This is a genomic window from Bradyrhizobium sp. Ses1 (assembly GCF_059512365.1).
In genome coordinates, this window is record NZ_JCAMOQ010000021.1 from 22,476 (window position 1) to 40,793 (window position 18,318).

The window sequence follows — 18,318 nt, forward strand, 5'->3', positions numbered from 1 at the left end:
TCCCGGTTTAAGGCCCGGTTACGCAAAGCTTAACGCGGGATTAGGAGGTGAGGCGGCGCGTGGTAAGGATTGGGGAACCAGGCGTAGAAAACGCGCCAAACAAAGAAAGGAGCGACGCATGGGCCATATCGATCCGACCAAGGAAGTCTTCGCGCAGTTCAGGGAGAGTGATCGGCCGGGGCCGATCCACATGCTCAATCTGGTTCGCCTGCGCGAATGGGCCGCCTATCCGGACGGCCGCAAGGTGACCGGCGCCGAAGCCTATGCGGCCTATGGCCGCGAGAGCGGGCCGGTGTTCGAGCGGCTCGGCGGCCGCATCGTCTGGCAGGGCCGCTTCGAATTGATGCTGATCGGGCCCGAGGCCGAACGCTGGGATCATAGCTTCATCGCCGAATACCCAAGCGTCGCCGCCTTCGTCGAAATGATCCGCGATCCCGTCTATCGCGAAGCGGTGAAGCACCGCCAGGCCGCGGTGGAGATTGATCCGCCACGCGGTGCTGCCGGCCGGTAAGACGTTCGGGGAGATTCCGAAGTAGGCTTTTTCCCGTCATTGCGAGCGGAGCGAAGCAATCCATGCCTCCGCGAGTGGAGAGATGGATTGCTTCGCTTGCGCTCGCAATGGCGGATGGGGCAGCGTGCTCCGCCCTATCCCCTGAAGAGGTCGCGAAGCGACCGTCTCGAAAGGCGAGGCCACGGGCGGGGGCCTCATGGTTCTCCGAGCGATGCGGAGCATCGTCTCGAGACGCGCGGAGCCTGTCATCGGGCCGCGCCTTGCGCGGACCCGTTGGCGCTCCTCGCCATGAGGGTCAAGCAGCGCAGCGACGCATAAAACAAATCGGCGGCCCGGAGGCCGCCGATCGTGTCTTCCATAAGCCGTCCCACTAACCCGCGGGGCCGGCGTCCTCGAGGATCGGACCGAACAGTTCCCAGCGCTCGCCGTTGAAGCGCATCATCTGGAGCTGCTTGTTGACGCGGTAATCGGTCGGCGAGGTGTTGGCGACGATGCCGGGCAGCGAGAGGTCGAGCTGCACGTTCTTGAGGCTGGCGGCCTGCTTCATCACGTTCTCGCGCGTGAGATTGTCGCCGCACTCCTTGAGCACATGGATCAGGAGCTGCGCGGTCGAGTAGCCGTAGGTGTTGAAGTTCGAGTCCTTATCGCCTTCCGGATAGTACTTGGCCATGAACTCGAAATACTTCTTCATGCCGGCATCATCCTTCCAGGTCGGATCGAGCGGATCCTTGCCGTAGTTGACGCTGATCACGCCCTTGGCCGCCTCGAGGCCGGCGGGCTTCATCACCGCGCCGACAGAGGTCGCGTTGATGTCGACGATCTGCACTGGCTTCCAGCCGAGTTCGGCGATCTTCTTGATCGCCTGCGCCGCCTGCTTCGGCGTGGTGGCGCTGAAGAACAAGTCCGCACCGGCGTCCTTGATCTTGAGGATCTGCGAATCCACGGTCGGATCTGAGACCTCGTAGGAGGCTTCCGCCACCACCATGCTGGCCGCCTTGTCGCCGAGCCCGGCTTTGATGCCGTTCAGGTAGTCTTTGCCGAGGTCGTCGTTCTGATAGAGGATGCCGACCTTGGCGTTCGGATGGTTCTTCAGAATGTACTGGCCGTAGATGCGGCCCTCGACGAAGTAGTTCGGATTGAAGCCCATCGTCCACGGGAAATTCTTCGGGTCGGTGAACTTCGAGGCGCCGGTTGCTGCGAAAAGCTGCGGCACCTTCTTGGAGTTGAGATATTTCTGGACCGCCGCATTGGATGGCGTGCCGACGATCTGGAAAGTCAGAAGCACCTCGTCGCTTTCGACCAGCTTGCGCGCCTGCTCGACGGCCTTCGGCGGCGAGTAGGCGTCGTCGTACTGGATCAGGTTGATCTTGCGCCCGTTCACGCCGCCCTGGTCGTTGATCATCTTCATATAGGCGGCCTGGGTCTTGCCGATCGAGGCATAGGCCGATGCAGGTCCGGAGAACGGCACGGTCTGGCCGACCTTGATCTCGGTGTCGCTGGCGCCGGGGTCGTATTTCTTCTGGGCATTGGCCGCCGAAACCGACAGCGCGAATGCCAGCGCCGTCCCTGTGACCAGATGCAAAAACCCGTTCCTCATTCGCAGTTTCCTCATGTGTTGTGATTGTGCCGATGATCTTCTCCGCCGGACTTAAAGGCCCGCCGGATGCCATCGCTAGCGGCGATAGTGGAGGAACCCTTGCTGCAATGCAAGGTGGAGTCGTGCTGAAAAGCCGAGCGATATCAGTCGACCAAAGTAGGGTGTTGGCTAGAGCTTCGGTTCTGATGGAATCAGAACCGAAGCTCCAGATTCTTGTTTTGACGCGTTTTCTTCACGCGAACCGGTGTCCACCCTGGATCAAGTCCGAGGGCATGCTTCGCTTGAAAACGCTCTAGACAAGCCAGAGCAGAATCAGCGCGAGCGCAGCAGGAGCCGCCTGCACATAGAGGATCCGGCGGCTGACGGTTGCCGCGCCATAGACGCCGGCAACGATTACGCAGAGCAGGAAGAATGTCTTGATCTGAAACGCGAAGCCCGGGTTGGCGTGAAGCAGGCCCCAGATCAGGCCTGCCGCGAGGAAGCCGTTATAGAGGCCCTGGTTGGCAGCCAGCACGGCCGACTCGGTAGCCTTCTCGATCGAGTTGCGAAACGTCTTCAGGCCGAGCGGCTTGGTCCAGAGAAACATCTCCAGGATCAGGAAATAGACGTGCAGTGCCGCCACCACCGCGACCAAGAGGTTTGCGATCCAGAACATCTTGTCCCCCATCCCCGGAAACCGGGTGGACGCTAGCACGCGACGGATCGAAAATGCGACTGTTCATCGATGTCAGGACGACAATGCCTGTACGCGACAAACTGACGAAGCCGGCCACAACATTTGGTCTCGATCGGCTGGAAACGCCGATCGGCGTGGCGTTGCTGGTCACCGATGACGACGGCGTGCTCCGCGCGCTGGATTGGGAGGACTATGAGGCGCGCATGAACGAGCTGCTGCGCCTGCACTATGGCGCCGTGGTCTTGAAACAGGCGCGTGCGCCGAAGGACATTCGCGCCGCGCTGTCCGAATATTTCAAGGGCGATCTCGATCGCCTCGGCGGCATCCAGTGGCGCGTCGCGGGCACGGCGTTCCAAAACAAGGTCTGGACCGCGCTGGCGAAGATCCCCGTGGGCACGACGATGAGCTATGGCGCAATGGCGGCAAAGCTCGGTGCGCCCAACGCGCAGCGCGCTGTCGGTCATGCCAACGGCTCGAACCCGATCAGCGTCGTGCTGCCCTGTCATCGCCTGATCGGTGCCAATGGCGCGCTGGTCAAATATGGCGGTGGGTTGGAGCGCAAGCGCTGGCTGCTCGCGCACGAAGGCGTTTCGCTTTAGGCTGGCCGTCGCCGGATCAAGAACTTCTGCATGCCTTCGAGCACCAATTCGCGGCGCTGGTTGAACACGGTGGAGCGCAGGGTCACGACGCCGGTGGTGCGGCCGGGCGTAAGCTCGGTCACTTCGAGCGCGGGATAGATGGTGTCGCCGGCATAGACCGGCTTCAAGAAGCGGCTCGACTGCTCGAGAAAGCCGATCATGGATTCCTCGACGATGAACGGAAACAGCCCGGCACCGGGCGCGGTGTGGATCAGGGTCTGAAAGCCGTGCGCGAGCAGGTGCGGCATGCCGCGGGCGCGGCAATATTCGACGTCATAGTGGATCGGATGGGTGTCGCCGCTGGCGGTCTGGAACGCCGCGAACACCGCCTCGGTCTGGGTCCGGCTCGGGATCACAAAGCGCTCGCCGAGGGTGAAATCTTCGAACCAGCGCTGTGCTTGCACCATGCGGTGCTGGGCGGGGTCGAAGTCGGTCATATCAGGGCTTTCCTCGGCAGAATTGTTTTGTGATGTACCGGTATCGCAGCGATGTTGATGCGGCAATCGATTCCGCCTAAAGCGCGATGAGATGAGGATGAAGCATCATCGCGCTTTAGGTTATTGTTTGAGCATGATCTTTTCGGAAAACCGCGTCACACTTTTCCGGATCATGCTCTAATCCCGCCATGACGAGAAGCATCCCAGTCATCCATGACCCTGTTCGCAAAACTCTCCGCCTATGATGATCGCTCCGCCCGGCTTGCCGGCATCGGGCTGATGCTGCTGTCGATCTTCATGTTCTCGTTCGGCGATGCGATGGGGAAATTCCTTGTCGCGACCTATTCGGTCGGACAGCTGTTGTGGCTGCGCGCCTGTGCGGCACTGGTGGTGCTGCTGCCGATCATCTGGAAGCAGCGTGCGAAGTTCTTCCCTATCGAGCGTCCCTGGCTGCAATTGCTGCGGGTGACGCTGTCAACGCTCGAGGTTGCCGCCTTCTTCCTTGCGACCGTCTACCTGCCGCTCGCCGACGTCATCACCTATTATCTTGCCGGCCCGATCTTCGTCACCGCGCTGTCGGGTCTGGTGCTCGGCGAGCAGATCGGCTGGCGGCGCTGGAGCGCGATCCTGGTCGGCTTCTGCGGCGTATTGATCGCGCTCAGGCCATCGGCGCAAACCGTGAGCTTGCCGGCGATGATTGCGCTCGGCGGCAGCATGTCGTTCGCGGTCCTGATGCTGATCACGCGCTCGCTGCGCGCAACACCCGATATCGTGCTGACCTCGTCGCAGTTCTGCGGCACGTTCCTGCTCGGCGCCGTGCTGTCGCCGTTCGGCTGGGCGACGCCGGATGCCGGCAGCCTTGCTCTCTTCTTCGTCGCCGGGCTGATCTCGGTCGCGGCGCTGTTCTGTGTCAATCGCTCGCTGAAGCTGGCGCCGGCAAGCGTGGTGGTGCCCTACCAATATTCGATGATCGTCTGGGCGGTGATCTTCGGCTTCGTCGTGTGGGGTGACGTGCCGTCCTGGGCCACAATCGTCGGGGCCGCGATCATCATCGCCGCCGGGCTCTACATCTTCCTGCGCGAGCAGAAGCTGGGGCGGGAAGAGCCGGTGGTGAGCCCGCCGGGGTAGCCTCAACGACGCTGCGCAGTTTCTGCTTGCTCGCGCTTCAACAACTTCCTGTGGTTATGGGTCCCCGCTTTCGCGGGGACGACGGGTGTTGTTTGCGGCGAGACCCTATGCGGTCTTCTCTGCTATCGATCCCTTCGCATCGATGAGCCCCAGCGCCTCAGCGACGACCAGACGCTGCGCGACAGGCGGAAGCAGTCGACCGGGGTGGAGGAGCCGAGCGCTTCGAAGCGGTGCAGCTCGACGCCGCTCCACTGGAAGCCGCATTTCTCCAGGATGTTGCGCGACGACGGGTTGGCGACGCGGGCGCCGGAGAACAGGTAGTCGTGGCCGAACTCCTCGAAGAAGTAGTCGATCGTGGCGCGCGCGGCCTCGGTGCCAAAGCCCTGGCCCCAATGTTCGACGCCGAGCCAGTAGCCGAGCTCCGGAGTATCAGGCTCGCGCCAGTCGATGCCGACCACGCCTATCGGCGCGGAGCTGGTCTCGATCAGGAACACGGTCTCGCCGCCTCCCCCGGTAGTCGCACGCACGAATTCGACCGCATGCTCGTTCAGATAAGGATGCGGCAGGCGGCGGGTGTTCTCTGCAATGCGACGATCATTGGCGAGATGCGCAATTGCTTTTACGTCCGCGAGCGTCGGCTTGCGCAAGGTCAGCCGTTCGGTCTCGAGGACGCAACCTCTCGACTCGCGTAATATTGAGGTCGGGATATCCTGCAGCATGTCGGGCTCCTGTGATGCGATAACGGTACGCTACGCTTCGATCCTTGCGCGTGGCCCCACATGGGACACGCGCAACAGAAAAGGGGAGGCCGGTATCCCGCCTCCCCTGGAGCCTCTTGGAGCCCCGCCGGTTCAACAGGATCCGGCGGACTCATATCGTCCACCGTCTATTCGGCTGCGGCCTCGAGCACCGGAATTACCGATACGAAGGTGCGGCCATTGCCTTTGGCGCGGAACTCCACACGACCCTCGACCTTGGCGAACAGGGTATGATCGGTTCCCATGCCGACATTAAGGCCCGGATGCCAGGTGGTGCCGCGCTGACGCGCGATGATGTTACCGGGAATCACGAGCTCGCCACCGAACGCTTTGACGCCAAGGCGTTTGCCCTTGGAATCACGTCCGTTTCGCGATGAACCGCCTGCTTTTTTGTGAGCCATAGCTCGTCTCCAACTGCAGTAATTCTCTAGATCAATTCCTTGACGGAATCATTTCACTTTTTGTCACGTTTCAACTTTTGATACGTGACAATCACATTTCTCTAACGCCGCGATTTTGAAGGCTTATGCAGCATCCTCAGTGGGCGCTGCAGCAATCTTTTCCTTCTTCGGCCGCGGGCCGATCGTCGGCTTCGCGTTGTCGGTCAGGATCTCGGTGATCCGCAGCACCGTCAGCTCATCGCGATAGCCGCGCTTGCGACGGGAATTCTTGCGGCGGCGCTTCTTGAACGCGATCACCTTCGGACCGCGCTTGTGCTGCAGCACCTCGGCCGCCACCGAAGCGCCGGCCACCGTCGGCACGCCCAGAACCGGCGTTTCGCCGCCGACCACCAGAACCTCGCCAAGCTGCACGATCGTGCCGACATCGCCGGCGATCTTGCCAATCTCGAGAACATCATCCGGAACGACGCGGTACTGCCGGCCGCCGGTTTTGATGACTGCGAACATCGTTTTATTCCTTCGTGTTCGATCCCGTCCTCGGGGTATCCCCCGGGCCGGCTTCTTGTTCAGTCGCTATGGGTTACGATTTTCGCGCGGCGCGGGGACGTGCCCGGAATTCGCGCAAAAACAAACGGCGCGAGAAATCCCACGCCGGATTGACGGCCGTTATAGCGGTCAAGCGCCAAGAGTCAAGGCAAACGGGCCGAAAACCGGCCGAAAATGAAGGATTCGGAGCGATTTTAGGCCGGTTTGAGCGAGGTTCCCGGCCCGTAGCCCGGTGGAGCGCAGCGCAACCCGGGTCATCCATCGGCCCCGGGTTACGCGTTCCGCTCCACCCGGGCTACCGCGCCCCAGTCACGTCCCGGTCTTGGTCTTCGCCTTCGGATCATCCGCCGCCATGGCGTGCACCGGCGAGGTCTGGCGGGCGCCGGGGCCCGGATGCACATGGACGGCCTTGGCCGACAGCGGCTCGCCGCATTCCGAGCAGACCATCACCGGGTCGAACATGTGTCCGCAGTTCTTGTGCTGATGCAGCATCGGTCGGCCGCGCGAGTCGACCATGTGGATGTTGCCCCAGTGCACGATCGACATGATGATCGGATAGAGGTCGAGGCCCTTCTGCGTCAGAATATATTCGTAGCGCTTCGGCGATTCCTGGTACGGGATTCGGCGCAGCACGCCGAAGCGCACCAGCTTCTTCAGCCGCTCGGCGAGCAGATGGCGGGTGATGCCGAGCGAGGACTGGAACGCCTCGAACCTCCGCTTGCGAAGAAAGCACTCGCGCAGGATCAGGAGACTCCAGCGGTCGCCGATCACGGCCACCGTGCGGGCCAGCGAGCACGGCTCCTCTTCAAGCGTATCCCATTTCATCAATGTCTCCAGTCACCTGCAGTCCGCGAAGCAGGATTCATTCTAATTCGGCACTGAGGCTCGTTCAACCGTTTGTGCGTCGACCGTTACCGCAGAGCCCAATCCGCTATTGACAGTTCTAAAATAGAACTTTAAAGCCGAGGTCGCAACCGATGGCGGCGACGGGCCGCCCTATGCGAGGAAGGCAATCGATGGCTGCTCCGTTCAAGGTCGAGTTTCATTTCGATTTCGGCAGCCCGAACGCCTATCTCGCCGAGCTGGTCCTGCCGGCAATCGAAAAGCGCACCGGCGTGAAGTTCGACTACGTCCCAGTGTTGCTCGGCGGCGTCTACAAGGCGACCGGCAACATGTCGCCGTTCGACGCGCTGCGCGGGATCAAGAACAAGGCCGAATACAACGCACTGGAAACCGAGCGCTTCCTGCGGCGCCACCACATCACGAAATTCAAGTCGAACCCGTTCTTCCCGGTGAACACGTTGATGCTGATGCGCGGCGTGATCGCCGCGGAATTCGAGGGATTGTTCGAGCCCTATTTCCGTGCGGCCTACCACCACATGTGGGTCGAGCCAAAGAAGATGGACGATCCGCAGGTCTTCCGCGACGCGTTCCTCGCCTCCGGTGTCGATATCGACCGCGTGCTCGCGCGCATCCAGCAGGACGACGTCAAGAAGAAGCTGATCGAGAACACGCAAGCCGCGGTGGCGCGCGGCGAGTTCGGCTCGCCGACTTTCTTCGTCGGCGACGAGATGTTCTTCGGCAAGGATCGCCTGCGCGAGGTCGAGGAAGAGATCGTCGCCCAGCTCGCGGCGGCGAAAGGCCGCGCGAGACGGCCAGGAACCTAAGCAAACCAATTCACAGCAAGGCCCGGAACAAGGGTCGTGGAGGCGGGAGGTGTCGTTGACGATATTGGAGCGAGCGGCCCCGGCGGCCGAAATTCTGGCAAATCTGCCGAACCGGATCCACGAGGTGATCGACCGGCATGTCGCGGCGACGCCGGATCGCACGGCGCTGATCGATGACGGCGGCAGCCTGACCTACCGCGAACTCGATCGCGCCATTGGCGGCACCGCGGACGCGCTGCGTGCGCTCGGCATCCGCGCCGGCGACCGCATCATGATCGTCAGCGAGAACGCGATCCCGCTCGCGTGCCTTCTGTTCGCCGCGAGCCAGCTCGATGCCTGGGCGATCGTGGTCAATCCGCGGCTATCGCCGCGCGAACTGGACCAGATCCGGGATCACAGCGGCGCGCGCCGCGTCTTCCTCACCACCGACGTTTCCAAGGAAGCGGCCGCGCATGCCGCGCGTTACAGCGCACCGGTGCAGGATGTCGGCCCGCTCTATGGCATCGGCGTATCCGCGCTGAACGAGGCGACCTCGCCCGAGCCGGTCGAGGCCGACGGCGCCAGCCAGGTTGCCGTGCTGATCTACACCTCGGGCACCACGGGCGCGCCGAAAGGCGTGATGCTGACGCACCGCAATCTCTTGTTCAGCGCCCAGACCACCGCGGCGCTGCGCAACATGACGTCGGACGACGTGCAATATTGCGTGCTGCCGATCTCGCACATCGTCGGCATCTCGCTGCTGACGATGACGCTGATGACCGGCGCCACGGTCCGCCTGGTCGCGAAGTATGATCCGGCGGCGTTGGTGCGGGCGATGGCGGAGGAAGGCATCACGATCCTGAACGGCGTTCCCGCCACCTATCAGCGCCTGCTCGAATACAAGCGGACGTCAGGTCTTTCGAAACTGAACCGCGGCGCGCTGCGCCTGATCTCGGTCGCGGGCGCGCCGCTCGACCTCGATCTGAAATCGCGGGTCGAACAGGAGCTCGGGCTGCCTTTGCTCAACGGCTACGGCATCACCGAATGCTCGCCCGGGATTTCCGGCATCCGTCCGGAGGCGCCGAGAGCCGACCATGGCGTCGGGACGCTGCTGCCCGGTCTCGAGGCCAGGATCGTCGGCAGGGATGGCAAGCTGGTCGCAAGCGGCGCGGTCGGCGAGCTCCATGTCCGCGGCGCCAACGTCATGCGCGGCTATTACCGCGCGCCCGATCTTACCGCGAAGGCGATCGATCCCGATGGCTGGTTCAACACCGGCGATCTCGCGCGTTTCGAGGGCGACTGCCTCTATATCGTGGGCCGTACCAAGGAGATGATCATCCGCTCCGGCTTCAACGTCTATCCGGCGGAGATCGAGGCGGTGCTCTCGACCCACGACGCCGTGGTGCAGTGCGCCGTGGTGGGGCGGCCAGTCGAGGGCAATGAGGAAGTGGTCGCGTTCGTCCAGCTGCTGCAGGGCTCGAAGGCGACGGCGGAGGACCTGATGGCCCATGTCGCGCCGCAGCTCACCTCCTACAAGCGGCCCTCGGAGATCATCCTGCTCGACGCGCTGCCGGCGACCTCGACGGGCAAGATATTGAAGCACAAACTGGCGGAGTCGCTGCGCACGTCCTGAGCACGCGGCGAGATCGATTTATTTCCAATCAGCAGTCGGGAGAGGCCAATGCAGAAGAGAAATGCGACGGCGGCGGTCATCGGGGCCGGCGATTATATCGGCGGCGAGATCGCCAAGAAATTTGCGTCCGAAGGCTTCACGATCTTCGCCGGACGACGTAACGGCGCCAAGCTCGAGCCGCTGGTGAAGGAGATCGAGGCGGCCGGCGGCGAGATCCATGCGCGCTCGCTCGACGCGCGAAAGGAGGAGGAGATCATCTCCTTCCTCAACGACGCCGACAAGCACGCGCCGCTCGAAGTCTGCATCTTCAACATCGGCGCCAACGTCAACTTTCCGATCCTGGAGACCACTGAGCGCGTGTTCCGCAAGGTCTGGGAGATGGCCTGCTATTCCGGCTTCCTCGCCGGACGCGAGGCGGCGCGGCTGATGCTGCCGCGTGGCCAAGGCAACATCTTCTTCACCGGCGCCACGGCATCGTTGCGCGGTGGATCGGGCTACGCGGCCTTCGCGAGCGCCAAGTTCGGCCTGCGCGCGGTCGCGCAAGCGATGGCGCGCGAGCTCGGGCCGAAGAACATCCACGTCGCCCATCTCATCATCGACTCCGGCGTCGACACCGAATGGGTGCGGCAGCGGCGCATCGAAGCGTTGGGCCCCAACGCGCTCGACAATCCCGATCTGTTGATGCCGCCGTCCTCCGTCGCTGCCTCCTATTGGCAGCTCTACCAGCAGCCGAAGAGCGCCTGGACGTTCGAGCTGGAAATCCGCCCGTTCGGCGAAAAGTGGTAACGGCGAGGTAGGGAGCAAATCATGAGCGAGCATGTCAAGACCGAGATCGTCGACGGCGTGATGACGGTGACCTTGCAGCGTCCCGAGAAGAAGAACGCGCTCACCGTGGCGATGTATGACGCCATGTCCGACGCACTCGAACGCGCCGAGATCGATGGCTTGGTCCGGGTGATCCTGTTCCAGGGCGATGGCGACAGCTTTACGGCGGGCAACGACCTCGCTGATTTTGCCAGCCAATCCAGCGGCAACAATTCCGTCGAGGGCGGAGCGCATCGCTTCATCGCCACCATCGGCAAGGCCAAGAAGCCGCTGGTTGCCGCCGTGCAGGGCAATGCCGTCGGCGTCGGCACCACGATGCTGTTGCATTGCGACCTCGTTTATCTCGCCGACAATGCGCGGCTGATCACGCCGTTCGTCAATCTCGCGCTGGTGCCGGAAGCGGCCTCGAGCTTCCTGCTGCCGCTCCGGATCGGCCATGCCCGGGCCTACGCGATGTTCGCGCTCGGTGAGCCGATGGAGGCATCCGCCGCGCTGGCCTGCGGGCTCGCGAATGCAGTCGTGCCGCAGACGGAGCTGCGCAAGAAGGCGCGCGATGCAGCGATCGCGCTGACCAAGCGGCCGGCCGGCTCGCTCAGCCTCACCAAGCAGTTGATGCGCGACCATGAGCGGATCGCGGCGCGGATGGCCGAGGAAGGCAGCCTGTTCAAGGAGCGCCTCAAGACGCCCGAAGCGCGCGAAGCCTTTGCAGCCTTCGCCGAGCGTAGGCCACCTGACTTCACCAAGTTCCAGGCCTGACGTCCGATACGCACCAGACACGGAGACGAACATGCATAGCGCGGGCAGCTATCAATATCCCCCAATGGACTCGGTTATCTATGGCAAGCCCGCGACTGAAGCGCTGCGCGAGGAGGCAGAAAGGCTCGGCGCCAAACGCGTCTATCTAATCGTCAGCCGCACGCTCAACACCACGACCGACGAGATCGAGAAGATCCGCACCGCCCTCGGCGATCGTTATGCCGCGACCTTCGACGGCATCCCGCAGCACACCACGCGCGACGTCGTGGTGCAGACCGCAAAGCAGGCCAAGGAGGCCGGCGCCGATCTCGTCGTCGCGATCGGCGGCGGCTCGGTGGTGGATGCGGCCAAGATCGTGCTGATGTGCATGGAGCACGAGATCTTCGATCCTTCCGGGCTCGACGGCTATGAGACCACGCCGGAGCGCCGCTTCGGTCCGTTCCGCACGCCGAAGGTGCGGATGATTGCGATCCCAAGCACGCTGTCCGGCGGCGAGTACAATTCCGGCACCCTGGTGACCGACACGCGCCGCAAGCTGAAGCAGATCTTCAATCACCCGATGATGATGCCGCGCACCATCATCCTCGATCCCGCCATCACGCGCTACACGCCGGAGAAGCTATGGCTTGGCTCGGGCACCCGCGCGATGGATCACGGCATCGAGGCGATCTGCTCGATCCGCGGCAATGCGCTGGTCGATGCCGTCTGCCTGCAGGGCCTGCGCTATCTCCATGACGGCCTCTTGCGCACCAAGGAGGATCCGAACGACGAAGCGGCACGCATCAATTGCCAGTTGGGCTCCTGGATGTCGGCGTTCGGGCTGCAGGGGCGGGTGCCGATGGGGGCGAGCCACGCGATCGGCCATGTGCTCGGCGGCACCTGTGATGTGCCGCATTATTTCTGCACGGCGGTGATGATGCCGAGCGTGCTCCGCTACAATCGCCCCGCGACCGAGCAGGCGCAGAAGAAGATCGCGGCAGCGCTTGGCGCGCCCGAGCTCGATGCCGGCGAGGCCTTCGCCGCCTTCATCGCGAGGCTCGGCCTGCCGCGGCGGCTGGCCGATGTCGGGGTGGGCGAGGACCGCTTCGAGCTGATCGGCAAGAATGCGATGCTATCGATCTTCACCCGCTCGAATCCACAGCCGATCCGCGAGCCGGCCGACGTCGTCAAGATTTTGCGGCTGGCGGCCTGATTAGAGCATGATCCGGAAAAGCGGAATCCGGTTTTCCGACAAGATCATGCTCAAACAAGAAGATCTAACCGCCGTCGCGGGCGCAACCAAACCCGTTCCAGGCCGTTATCCCCGGGTTCCAACCGGGGCAAGGATTTCATGGCCGACGAACTGGTATTGACAACGGGGATCGCCCACCACGGTGCGACGCGGCTGCCGTCTGTCGACGTCGACAGCTTCAACATCGAACTGAAGGACGACGAGGGTTTCCTCGGCGACCGCGCCAGCAAGAGCGCGTTCCGCAAGATCCTCGATCGCTGGCGCAAGCCGCTGCGCAAGACCGGCGAGGACCCGTTCGGCGATGAGCCGTCCGACCAGGTCAGCAAGAAGACGCTGGACGCGATGCTGATCGGCGACGACACCGAAGCCTCCGCCGTGGTTCACAGCGCGATCGAGGAGTTCGCGCTGGAGCTTGCCTATGTGACTCGGCGTTTCCTCAAGACCAAGGCCTGGGCCAAGACTGAGCGCATCGTGGTCGGTGGTGGCTTCCGTGACTCCAGGCTTGGCGAGCTAGCGATCGCGCGCACCGAGATCATCCTCAAGGACGAGAAGTTCAAGGTTGATCTTCAGCCGATCCGCCATCACCCCGACGAAGCCGGGCTGATCGGCTGCCTGCATCTGGCGCCGTCATGGATCTTCGAAGCTCATGACAGTATCCTGGCGGTCGACATCGGCGGCACCAACATCCGCTGCGGCGTAGTCGAGACGCGCTGGAAAAAGGCGCCGGACCTCTCCAAGGCCACGGTCTGGAAATCCGAGCTGTGGCGCCATGCCGACGAAGCACCGACGCGCGAAGCCGCGGTGGAGCATCTGGTCGAGATGCTGCAGGACCTCATCGCGGAAGCCGAGACCGATGGGCTGAAGCTGGCGCCCTTCATCGGGATCGCCTGTCCCGGCGTGATCAATGAGGACGGCTCGATCGAGAAGGGCGCGCAGAACCTGCCGGGCAATTGGGAGAGCAGCAAGTTCAACCTGCCGGCAAGCCTGGTCGAGGCGATCCCGCAAATCGGCGACCACGACACCGCGATCGTCATGCATAATGACGGCGTGGTGCAGGGCCTTTCCGAAGTCCCCTTCATGCAGGATGTCGAACGCTGGGGCGTCCTGACGATCGGCACCGGCCTCGGCAATGCGCGCTTCACCAACCGCCGCAAGGAGAACGGCAAGAACGCCAAGAATGGCGAGAAAGCCGAGAAGGACAACGGCGAGAAGAAAGCGAAGAAGAGCGCGTGACGCTGGGTGGATGCCTACCCTTGATTTCGTCATCTTCCCGTAAGTTTACGGGCGGTTTCCCGGAAATCCGGGTGCAGTAAGGTTTAAAGGTTAGGTTAAGGCCGACATTGCGTTGGCCGTTGCGGCCCCCGTTGCTACGGTGATCGCGTCGCCTCCGCTGACCGGCGAAGCCGCACTTCCCCGGCCAGCATTTTGATGAAGCGGCACGGGACCGCCAGTTATTTTTGTCGCGTCTGGCGGTCCCACCCAATTTCTAACCTGATTCTCCCGCTTCAGATCCATCCGATGCGCGAAAAGAACGTGGAGATCTCGAGGCTTGCGCGATCGGGGGCTTCGCGATGCGGGAAATGTCCGACGTCTTCGAACATTTTCAGATCGAGATCGGTGAAGGTCTCGCCGAGCCGGTCGGCCCAGGCATAGGGAAACAGCGGATCGTGCTCGGCCCAGCGGATGCAGGTCGGCACGGTGATCGCAGGCAATGACGGCGCTTCGCCCTGCATCATCTTCACGCGCGCGGCGTGCGCGGCGCGGTAATGCGCGAAGCCGCCAGCGAGGTTGCCCGCCTTCAGGAAGTTGTCGGTGAAGGCGTCCAGCACATCGTCGAACGCATCCTGGCGATGCGACCAGCCTTTGAGGAAATGCCCGATATAGAGGCCGCAGCTCTCGCGCGTCGCGCCGACGAGCTTCGGCGCCATCTCCATCTGGTGGAATGACTGGTACCAGATGTGGTTCAGCCGATCCGGCGCCGCCATGCGAGGCCCGATGCCGGGATAGACGAAATCGAAGAAGAAAAGCCCCGCGATCCGCTCGGGTGCCTTGCGTGCCAAGGGCTGCATCACGGCGCCGCCGACGTCATGGCCGACCACGCCGGCGCGTTCGATCCCGAGCGCATCCATCAGCGCCAGCATGTCGCCGGTGTGCTGCTCGGGCCCGTACGGGCCGTCCGGCTTGTCGCTGTCGCCGAAGCCGCGCAGGTCGGGGGCGATCAGCGCAAAACGGTCGGAAAGTCGCGCCATGACCGGCTCCCAGGTCAGCCAGAATTCCGGCCAGCCATGCAACAAGAGCAACGGCTTGCCGGCCCCGATCCGGGCAAGATGGAACGCCGCCCCGTTGGCTTTCACCGTCAAATGCTCCATTTCGCCCTCCTTTGGCCGTTGCGGCGCTGCGGAAATCTTCTCCCGGCGCCTTGTCTCCCCCGGCATCCTCGCCTAGAACACGCCCCGACCGCAGAGGGTGAGGAATCACCTTTTTGGCACCGGGAGAGGTGGCAGAGTGGTTGAATGCACCGCACTCGAAATGCGGCATAGGTGCAAGCCTATCGGGGGTTCGAATCCCTCCCTCTCCGCCATCAACGGGAACGGCTGGGATCCTCTGCGGGATGCGCGCGGGAAACGCCATTGCCGCGCGAGCTTTACATGACGCAAACGATCGGGATCGACGAGTTCCTGGCCATCGACATCAGGGTCGGCACGATCGTTGACGTGGCTGATTTTCCGGAAGCGCGGAAGCCGGCGTGGAAACTGACGATTGATCTCGGCCCCGAGGTTGGAACGAAGCGGTCCAGCGCGCAGCTTACCGAGCTGTATTCCGCCGAGTCATTGATTGGTCGGCAGGTGACCTGCGTGGTCAATCTGCTGCCGCGCCGGATCGGCCCATTCCTCTCGGAGGTGCTGACGCTGGGCTTTCCCGATGAACAAGGCGGTGTGGTGCTCGTTGCGCCTGAGCGGCCAGTTCCGAATGGCGGGCGCCTGTTCTAGCGGACCTATATCATGGCGACCGCTAGGGAGCCGGATTCGCTCGGGGCGATGGGATGGCTTTCGCTTGTGCGCGCGTCGCGGCGTGCCTTGTAGAACTCAAGCACTCGTCTCGCCGTTCGGAGCTCGATCCGCTCGAAGTTTTCTCGCGCTTGATCAAGGTCGATCTTGCTTAGCCTGCGGTCCGCTACTCTCATCAGCAGCAAAGCCTTGGCCGTTGCCCAGGAACATCCGCCGGCTTTTGCGACAAGTTGCACGGTGCCAGGATTGTCGTTGAGAACCGCCCGTTCGACCAGTTCGATGGGGCAGGCTGCAAGGACGGACAACGCCATCACAGCCGTTTCAAAATCCTGCGCTCGGGCAGCCGCGTGAACATCCGCTTCTCCGAGCTCCTTCCAGTATTTGCGGCGCTTTACCTTCTTCCTTGCCCGCGCGTGATCCGGAGACTGATTGCGGACCTCCAGATTTATGTCGTCGATGACCTCTGTCACGGCGTCATGCACGGCGTCGGAAAATTGCGGGTTTGCCGCGGCGATCTTGTTGCGTACGGAAGCCGAGGCAGTTTCCATAAGCTTCAGGAAATGATGTCTGGGGATGTCATGCCGCGTCCCGACATGGAGGGCAAGCTGGGTATCTTCGCTCGATCGCGCGACGAGCTCGCCGAAGCTGCCATCCGAAAAGCGGGCGCCCGGGTTGCTCGCAACCGCATGGACCACGCCGGCCTCGCCGCGCAGAATCAGCAGCTCCGTGATCGCCTCGCTGATTGTTCGACGTTGCGCGATTGCGTGAAGGTGGCCCTGACCTTGGGTGCTGGCGCAGGCAACAAGATCGGACTCGCTAAGGGCATCCGACTGACTGAGAACCGGAGCCGCCACGGCAACAGCATCATCCGATGCAAGTGCCCTGACCAGCGTTGCCGGCGCATTCGAGTCAGTCGCGAGATGGCGAGCCAGCCTGACGCGGGTCTTCAACTCGATCACGGCAACGAGTGTTTTGAATATCTCGTCAAACAGTTTGATCTGTTGTTTGGAGTAGCGACCAGACCCGGCAAGGAACAAGTCCGTAATGCGGGTGAGAGCCCTTAGTTGCCGTTTCGTCGACCCGGATGTCGTCGTGTTTTGCACTTCATTGATTAACGAATAGAACGTCGTCATGATCATGGGTCTCGTCGGCACGTTCGCCTTTGGCGGCGAGGAGTTGATGGCGACGAGCTATCATGCGGGCAATGAAGATTGTTGATTCGAGCTGCCTCATAGATGATTAAAATTGTCGGCATTCCAGTAATCGTCTGGTTGCAGCTCGAAGCTGCCGTGCGCTTCGCCTGCTCTCTCGGCAGACAGCATCACGAAACGAAATAGAGCATGACCCGGAAAAGTGGACACCGGTTTTCCCTCGCGACAAACGCGAAGCGTTTGCGCGGAGATCATGCTCAAACAAAAAGAGCTAAAGCGGGATGACGATTCGAAGAAAAGTCATCACGCTTTGGCGGACGTCCGTAGCGCCAGCGTCGGATGAATCTATCGCCGGCCGCGCTCGAAGGTCGCGCATAGCAGCATAGTTTCGTCCGCTGTGATCGCTGCGCGAAAGAAGCGGCATGTGAATTGTGGGCAGGCGTTGCCTGTCGCGCCGTCGGCACTATTCTCCGTCAAGAACGTGCACTCCCTGCAAATGTCCGCATGATGTCGTTGCTGGGTAATATCCAACCAGTCGAGCACCTGGCGGAGCGCATCGCGTGAGCTGGTCTGGCGATCGACGCTGAGCACGCCTATCGCCTTTACGAGTACATTGACCGGATCATGCCCGAGAAATTTCTCACCCTGCGCGGTCACATAAAGGATCACCGAGCGTTTGTCTTCCGCAGCAGGTTTGCGAACGAGGAATCCCTTTCTTTCGAGCACCTTGACGATTTGAGATGCGGTGCCCCTGGTAGTGCCGACAAAAGTGGCCAATGCCGACGGAGTCCGTGAGAACTGATTCGCGCGAGCAAGAAAACGCAGGGCCATCCATTCGCGATCGCGCAGCCCGTGCCGACTACCTTCGAAGTGCCAAATTCTCGCCGTCTGAACCAATAATTCAACCGTCTCGCGTGCTAACGTCATGATCGACCCAATTCAAAAAATTTTGCGAGCAGTTTCTCGGCGTGCACCTCATTAGCGCCCTGATTCGCTAGCGCTTTGGTTCGAGGTTCAACTCAACTGCATGTCGTTTAGCCCACTAATGCGTCGGCCATTAAGAAATTGTCTGCTGATCGTTTGAATTTCCCCGCAAGCAACACTGACTTCATTAATCATCCCCCGATTGGATCGGACTACACACCGCAGCAACGCAATCTGGATCGTCAGTGACAACGACATTGTCGCTGTCACAAGGCGAAAGGTTCAGCGATGCATTCGAAGAATGATTTTCACGTTTCGAAGCGTCTCCAGAGGATTCGCGCGAGATTCGACAAATCGTGCTGCTCTATCGAGAGCATTGTCGAGGCGGTACGCGATGCCAACACGTAAGCGGCGGGCCTGCGCGTCGCGCAAACCCGTTATCCGGCATGGGA

General features: G+C 62.1%; 19 protein-coding genes, 1 tRNA gene and 1 pseudogene. 11 read left to right on the top strand and 10 right to left on the bottom strand.

Annotation, left to right across the window (positions count from 1 at the left end; genetic code table 11):
- Positions 1–118: 118 nt before the first annotated feature.
- Positions 119–536 (top strand): annotated as a pseudogene (locus AC5ZG5_RS23215) (DUF1330 domain-containing protein).
- 345 nt (positions 537–881) lie between these two features.
- Here AC5ZG5_RS23215 and AC5ZG5_RS23220 read toward each other — a convergent pair.
- Together AC5ZG5_RS23220 and AC5ZG5_RS23225 are read right to left on the bottom strand one after the other, a co-directional pair.
- Positions 882–2,108: an ABC transporter substrate-binding protein gene (locus tag AC5ZG5_RS23220; protein WP_208829512.1), complete on the bottom strand. Its 1,227-nt coding sequence runs from the start codon at positions 2,106–2,108 to the stop codon at positions 882–884.
- Positions 2,109–2,400: 292 nt separating this feature from the next.
- Positions 2,401–2,763 carry a DUF1304 domain-containing protein gene (locus AC5ZG5_RS23225; RefSeq protein WP_456644115.1) on the bottom strand — a complete coding sequence of 121 codons (363 nt, stop codon included), beginning with the start codon at positions 2,761–2,763 and terminating at the stop codon, positions 2,401–2,403.
- An 83-nt stretch (positions 2,764–2,846) separates the two neighbouring features.
- Between AC5ZG5_RS23225 and AC5ZG5_RS23230 the strand changes: the two genes are divergently transcribed.
- A complete protein-coding gene (locus AC5ZG5_RS23230) occupies positions 2,847–3,383 on the top strand; it encodes a methylated-DNA--[protein]-cysteine S-methyltransferase (protein WP_456644135.1) in 537 nt (178 codons plus the stop codon).
- Here AC5ZG5_RS23230 and AC5ZG5_RS23235 read toward each other — a convergent pair.
- Positions 3,380–3,859, bottom strand: coding sequence for a MaoC family dehydratase (locus AC5ZG5_RS23235; protein WP_456644114.1), 480 nt, complete (start codon positions 3,857–3,859; stop codon positions 3,380–3,382). The two genes, AC5ZG5_RS23230 and AC5ZG5_RS23235, sit on opposite strands and share 4 nt — an antisense overlap.
- Before the next feature lie 213 nt (positions 3,860–4,072).
- On the opposite strand from AC5ZG5_RS23235, the gene AC5ZG5_RS23240 reads away from it, so the two are divergent.
- Positions 4,073–4,987 (top strand): DMT family transporter, encoded by a 915-nt coding sequence (locus tag AC5ZG5_RS23240; RefSeq protein WP_456644113.1) that lies wholly within the window; start codon positions 4,073–4,075, stop codon positions 4,985–4,987.
- Between the two features lie 122 nt (positions 4,988–5,109).
- On the opposite strand, the gene AC5ZG5_RS23245 is transcribed toward AC5ZG5_RS23240, so the two are convergent.
- The 4 genes from AC5ZG5_RS23245 to AC5ZG5_RS23260 form a co-directional block, all read right to left on the bottom strand.
- Positions 5,110–5,706 (bottom strand): GNAT family N-acetyltransferase, encoded by a 597-nt coding sequence (locus tag AC5ZG5_RS23245; RefSeq protein ID WP_456644112.1) that lies wholly within the window; start codon positions 5,704–5,706, stop codon positions 5,110–5,112.
- Between the two features lie 167 nt (positions 5,707–5,873).
- Positions 5,874–6,146 carry a 50S ribosomal protein L27 gene (rpmA, locus tag AC5ZG5_RS23250; RefSeq protein WP_027583052.1) on the bottom strand — a complete coding sequence of 91 codons (273 nt, stop codon included), beginning with the start codon at positions 6,144–6,146 and terminating at the stop codon, positions 5,874–5,876.
- A 123-nt stretch (positions 6,147–6,269) separates the two neighbouring features.
- Entirely contained in the window at positions 6,270–6,653 is a 384-nt protein-coding gene (gene rplU, locus AC5ZG5_RS23255) for a 50S ribosomal protein L21 (protein WP_456644111.1), read from the bottom strand.
- Between the two features lie 348 nt (positions 6,654–7,001).
- Complete coding sequence (locus AC5ZG5_RS23260) at positions 7,002–7,517, bottom strand: winged helix-turn-helix transcriptional regulator (protein WP_028162425.1); 516 nt, start codon at positions 7,515–7,517, stop codon at positions 7,002–7,004.
- Between the two features lie 191 nt (positions 7,518–7,708).
- Here AC5ZG5_RS23260 and AC5ZG5_RS23265 point away from each other — a divergent pair, with 191 nt between their 5' ends.
- The 6 genes from AC5ZG5_RS23265 (at position 7,709) to AC5ZG5_RS23290 (ending at position 14,016) form a co-directional block, all read left to right on the top strand.
- Positions 7,709–8,359: a 2-hydroxychromene-2-carboxylate isomerase gene (locus tag AC5ZG5_RS23265; RefSeq protein WP_456644110.1), complete on the top strand. Its 651-nt coding sequence runs from the start codon at positions 7,709–7,711 to the stop codon at positions 8,357–8,359.
- A 55-nt stretch (positions 8,360–8,414) separates the two neighbouring features.
- Positions 8,415–9,971, top strand: a complete 1,557-nt coding sequence (locus AC5ZG5_RS23270) for a class I adenylate-forming enzyme family protein (RefSeq protein WP_456644109.1) — start codon at positions 8,415–8,417, stop codon at positions 9,969–9,971.
- A gap of 48 nt (positions 9,972–10,019) precedes the next feature.
- Complete coding sequence (locus tag AC5ZG5_RS23275) at positions 10,020–10,757, top strand: SDR family oxidoreductase (protein WP_208829505.1); 738 nt, start codon at positions 10,020–10,022, stop codon at positions 10,755–10,757.
- 21 nt (positions 10,758–10,778) lie between these two features.
- Positions 10,779–11,552, top strand: coding sequence for an enoyl-CoA hydratase-related protein (locus AC5ZG5_RS23280; RefSeq protein WP_456644108.1), 774 nt, complete (start codon positions 10,779–10,781; stop codon positions 11,550–11,552).
- A gap of 31 nt (positions 11,553–11,583) precedes the next feature.
- Complete coding sequence (locus AC5ZG5_RS23285; protein ID WP_456644107.1) at positions 11,584–12,744, top strand: iron-containing alcohol dehydrogenase; 1,161 nt, start codon at positions 11,584–11,586, stop codon at positions 12,742–12,744.
- A gap of 138 nt (positions 12,745–12,882) precedes the next feature.
- Positions 12,883–14,016, top strand: a complete 1,134-nt coding sequence (locus AC5ZG5_RS23290) for an ROK family protein (RefSeq protein WP_456644106.1) — start codon at positions 12,883–12,885, stop codon at positions 14,014–14,016.
- A gap of 272 nt (positions 14,017–14,288) precedes the next feature.
- Here AC5ZG5_RS23290 and AC5ZG5_RS23295 read toward each other — a convergent pair whose 3' ends face one another.
- Entirely contained in the window at positions 14,289–15,152 is an 864-nt protein-coding gene (locus AC5ZG5_RS23295; RefSeq protein WP_456644105.1) for an alpha/beta fold hydrolase, read from the bottom strand.
- A gap of 122 nt (positions 15,153–15,274) precedes the next feature.
- Here AC5ZG5_RS23295 and AC5ZG5_RS23300 point away from each other — a divergent pair.
- Both AC5ZG5_RS23300 and AC5ZG5_RS23305 read left to right on the top strand, forming a co-directional pair.
- Positions 15,275–15,364: transfer RNA gene (locus tag AC5ZG5_RS23300), tRNA-Ser, on the top strand.
- A 67-nt stretch (positions 15,365–15,431) separates the two neighbouring features.
- A complete protein-coding gene (locus AC5ZG5_RS23305) occupies positions 15,432–15,773 on the top strand; it encodes a tRNA-binding protein (protein ID WP_456644104.1) in 342 nt (113 codons plus the stop codon).
- Positions 15,774–15,778: 5 nt separating this feature from the next.
- Here the strand turns inward: AC5ZG5_RS23305 and AC5ZG5_RS23310 are convergent, their stop codons facing one another.
- Both AC5ZG5_RS23310 and AC5ZG5_RS23315 read right to left on the bottom strand, forming a co-directional pair.
- Positions 15,779–16,924, bottom strand: a complete 1,146-nt coding sequence (locus AC5ZG5_RS23310; RefSeq protein ID WP_165435630.1) for a DUF2336 domain-containing protein — start codon at positions 16,922–16,924, stop codon at positions 15,779–15,781.
- 363 nt (positions 16,925–17,287) lie between these two features.
- Positions 17,288–17,869, bottom strand: coding sequence for a MarR family winged helix-turn-helix transcriptional regulator (locus AC5ZG5_RS23315; protein ID WP_130231305.1), 582 nt, complete (start codon positions 17,867–17,869; stop codon positions 17,288–17,290).
- Positions 17,870–18,318: the final 449 nt, after the last annotated feature.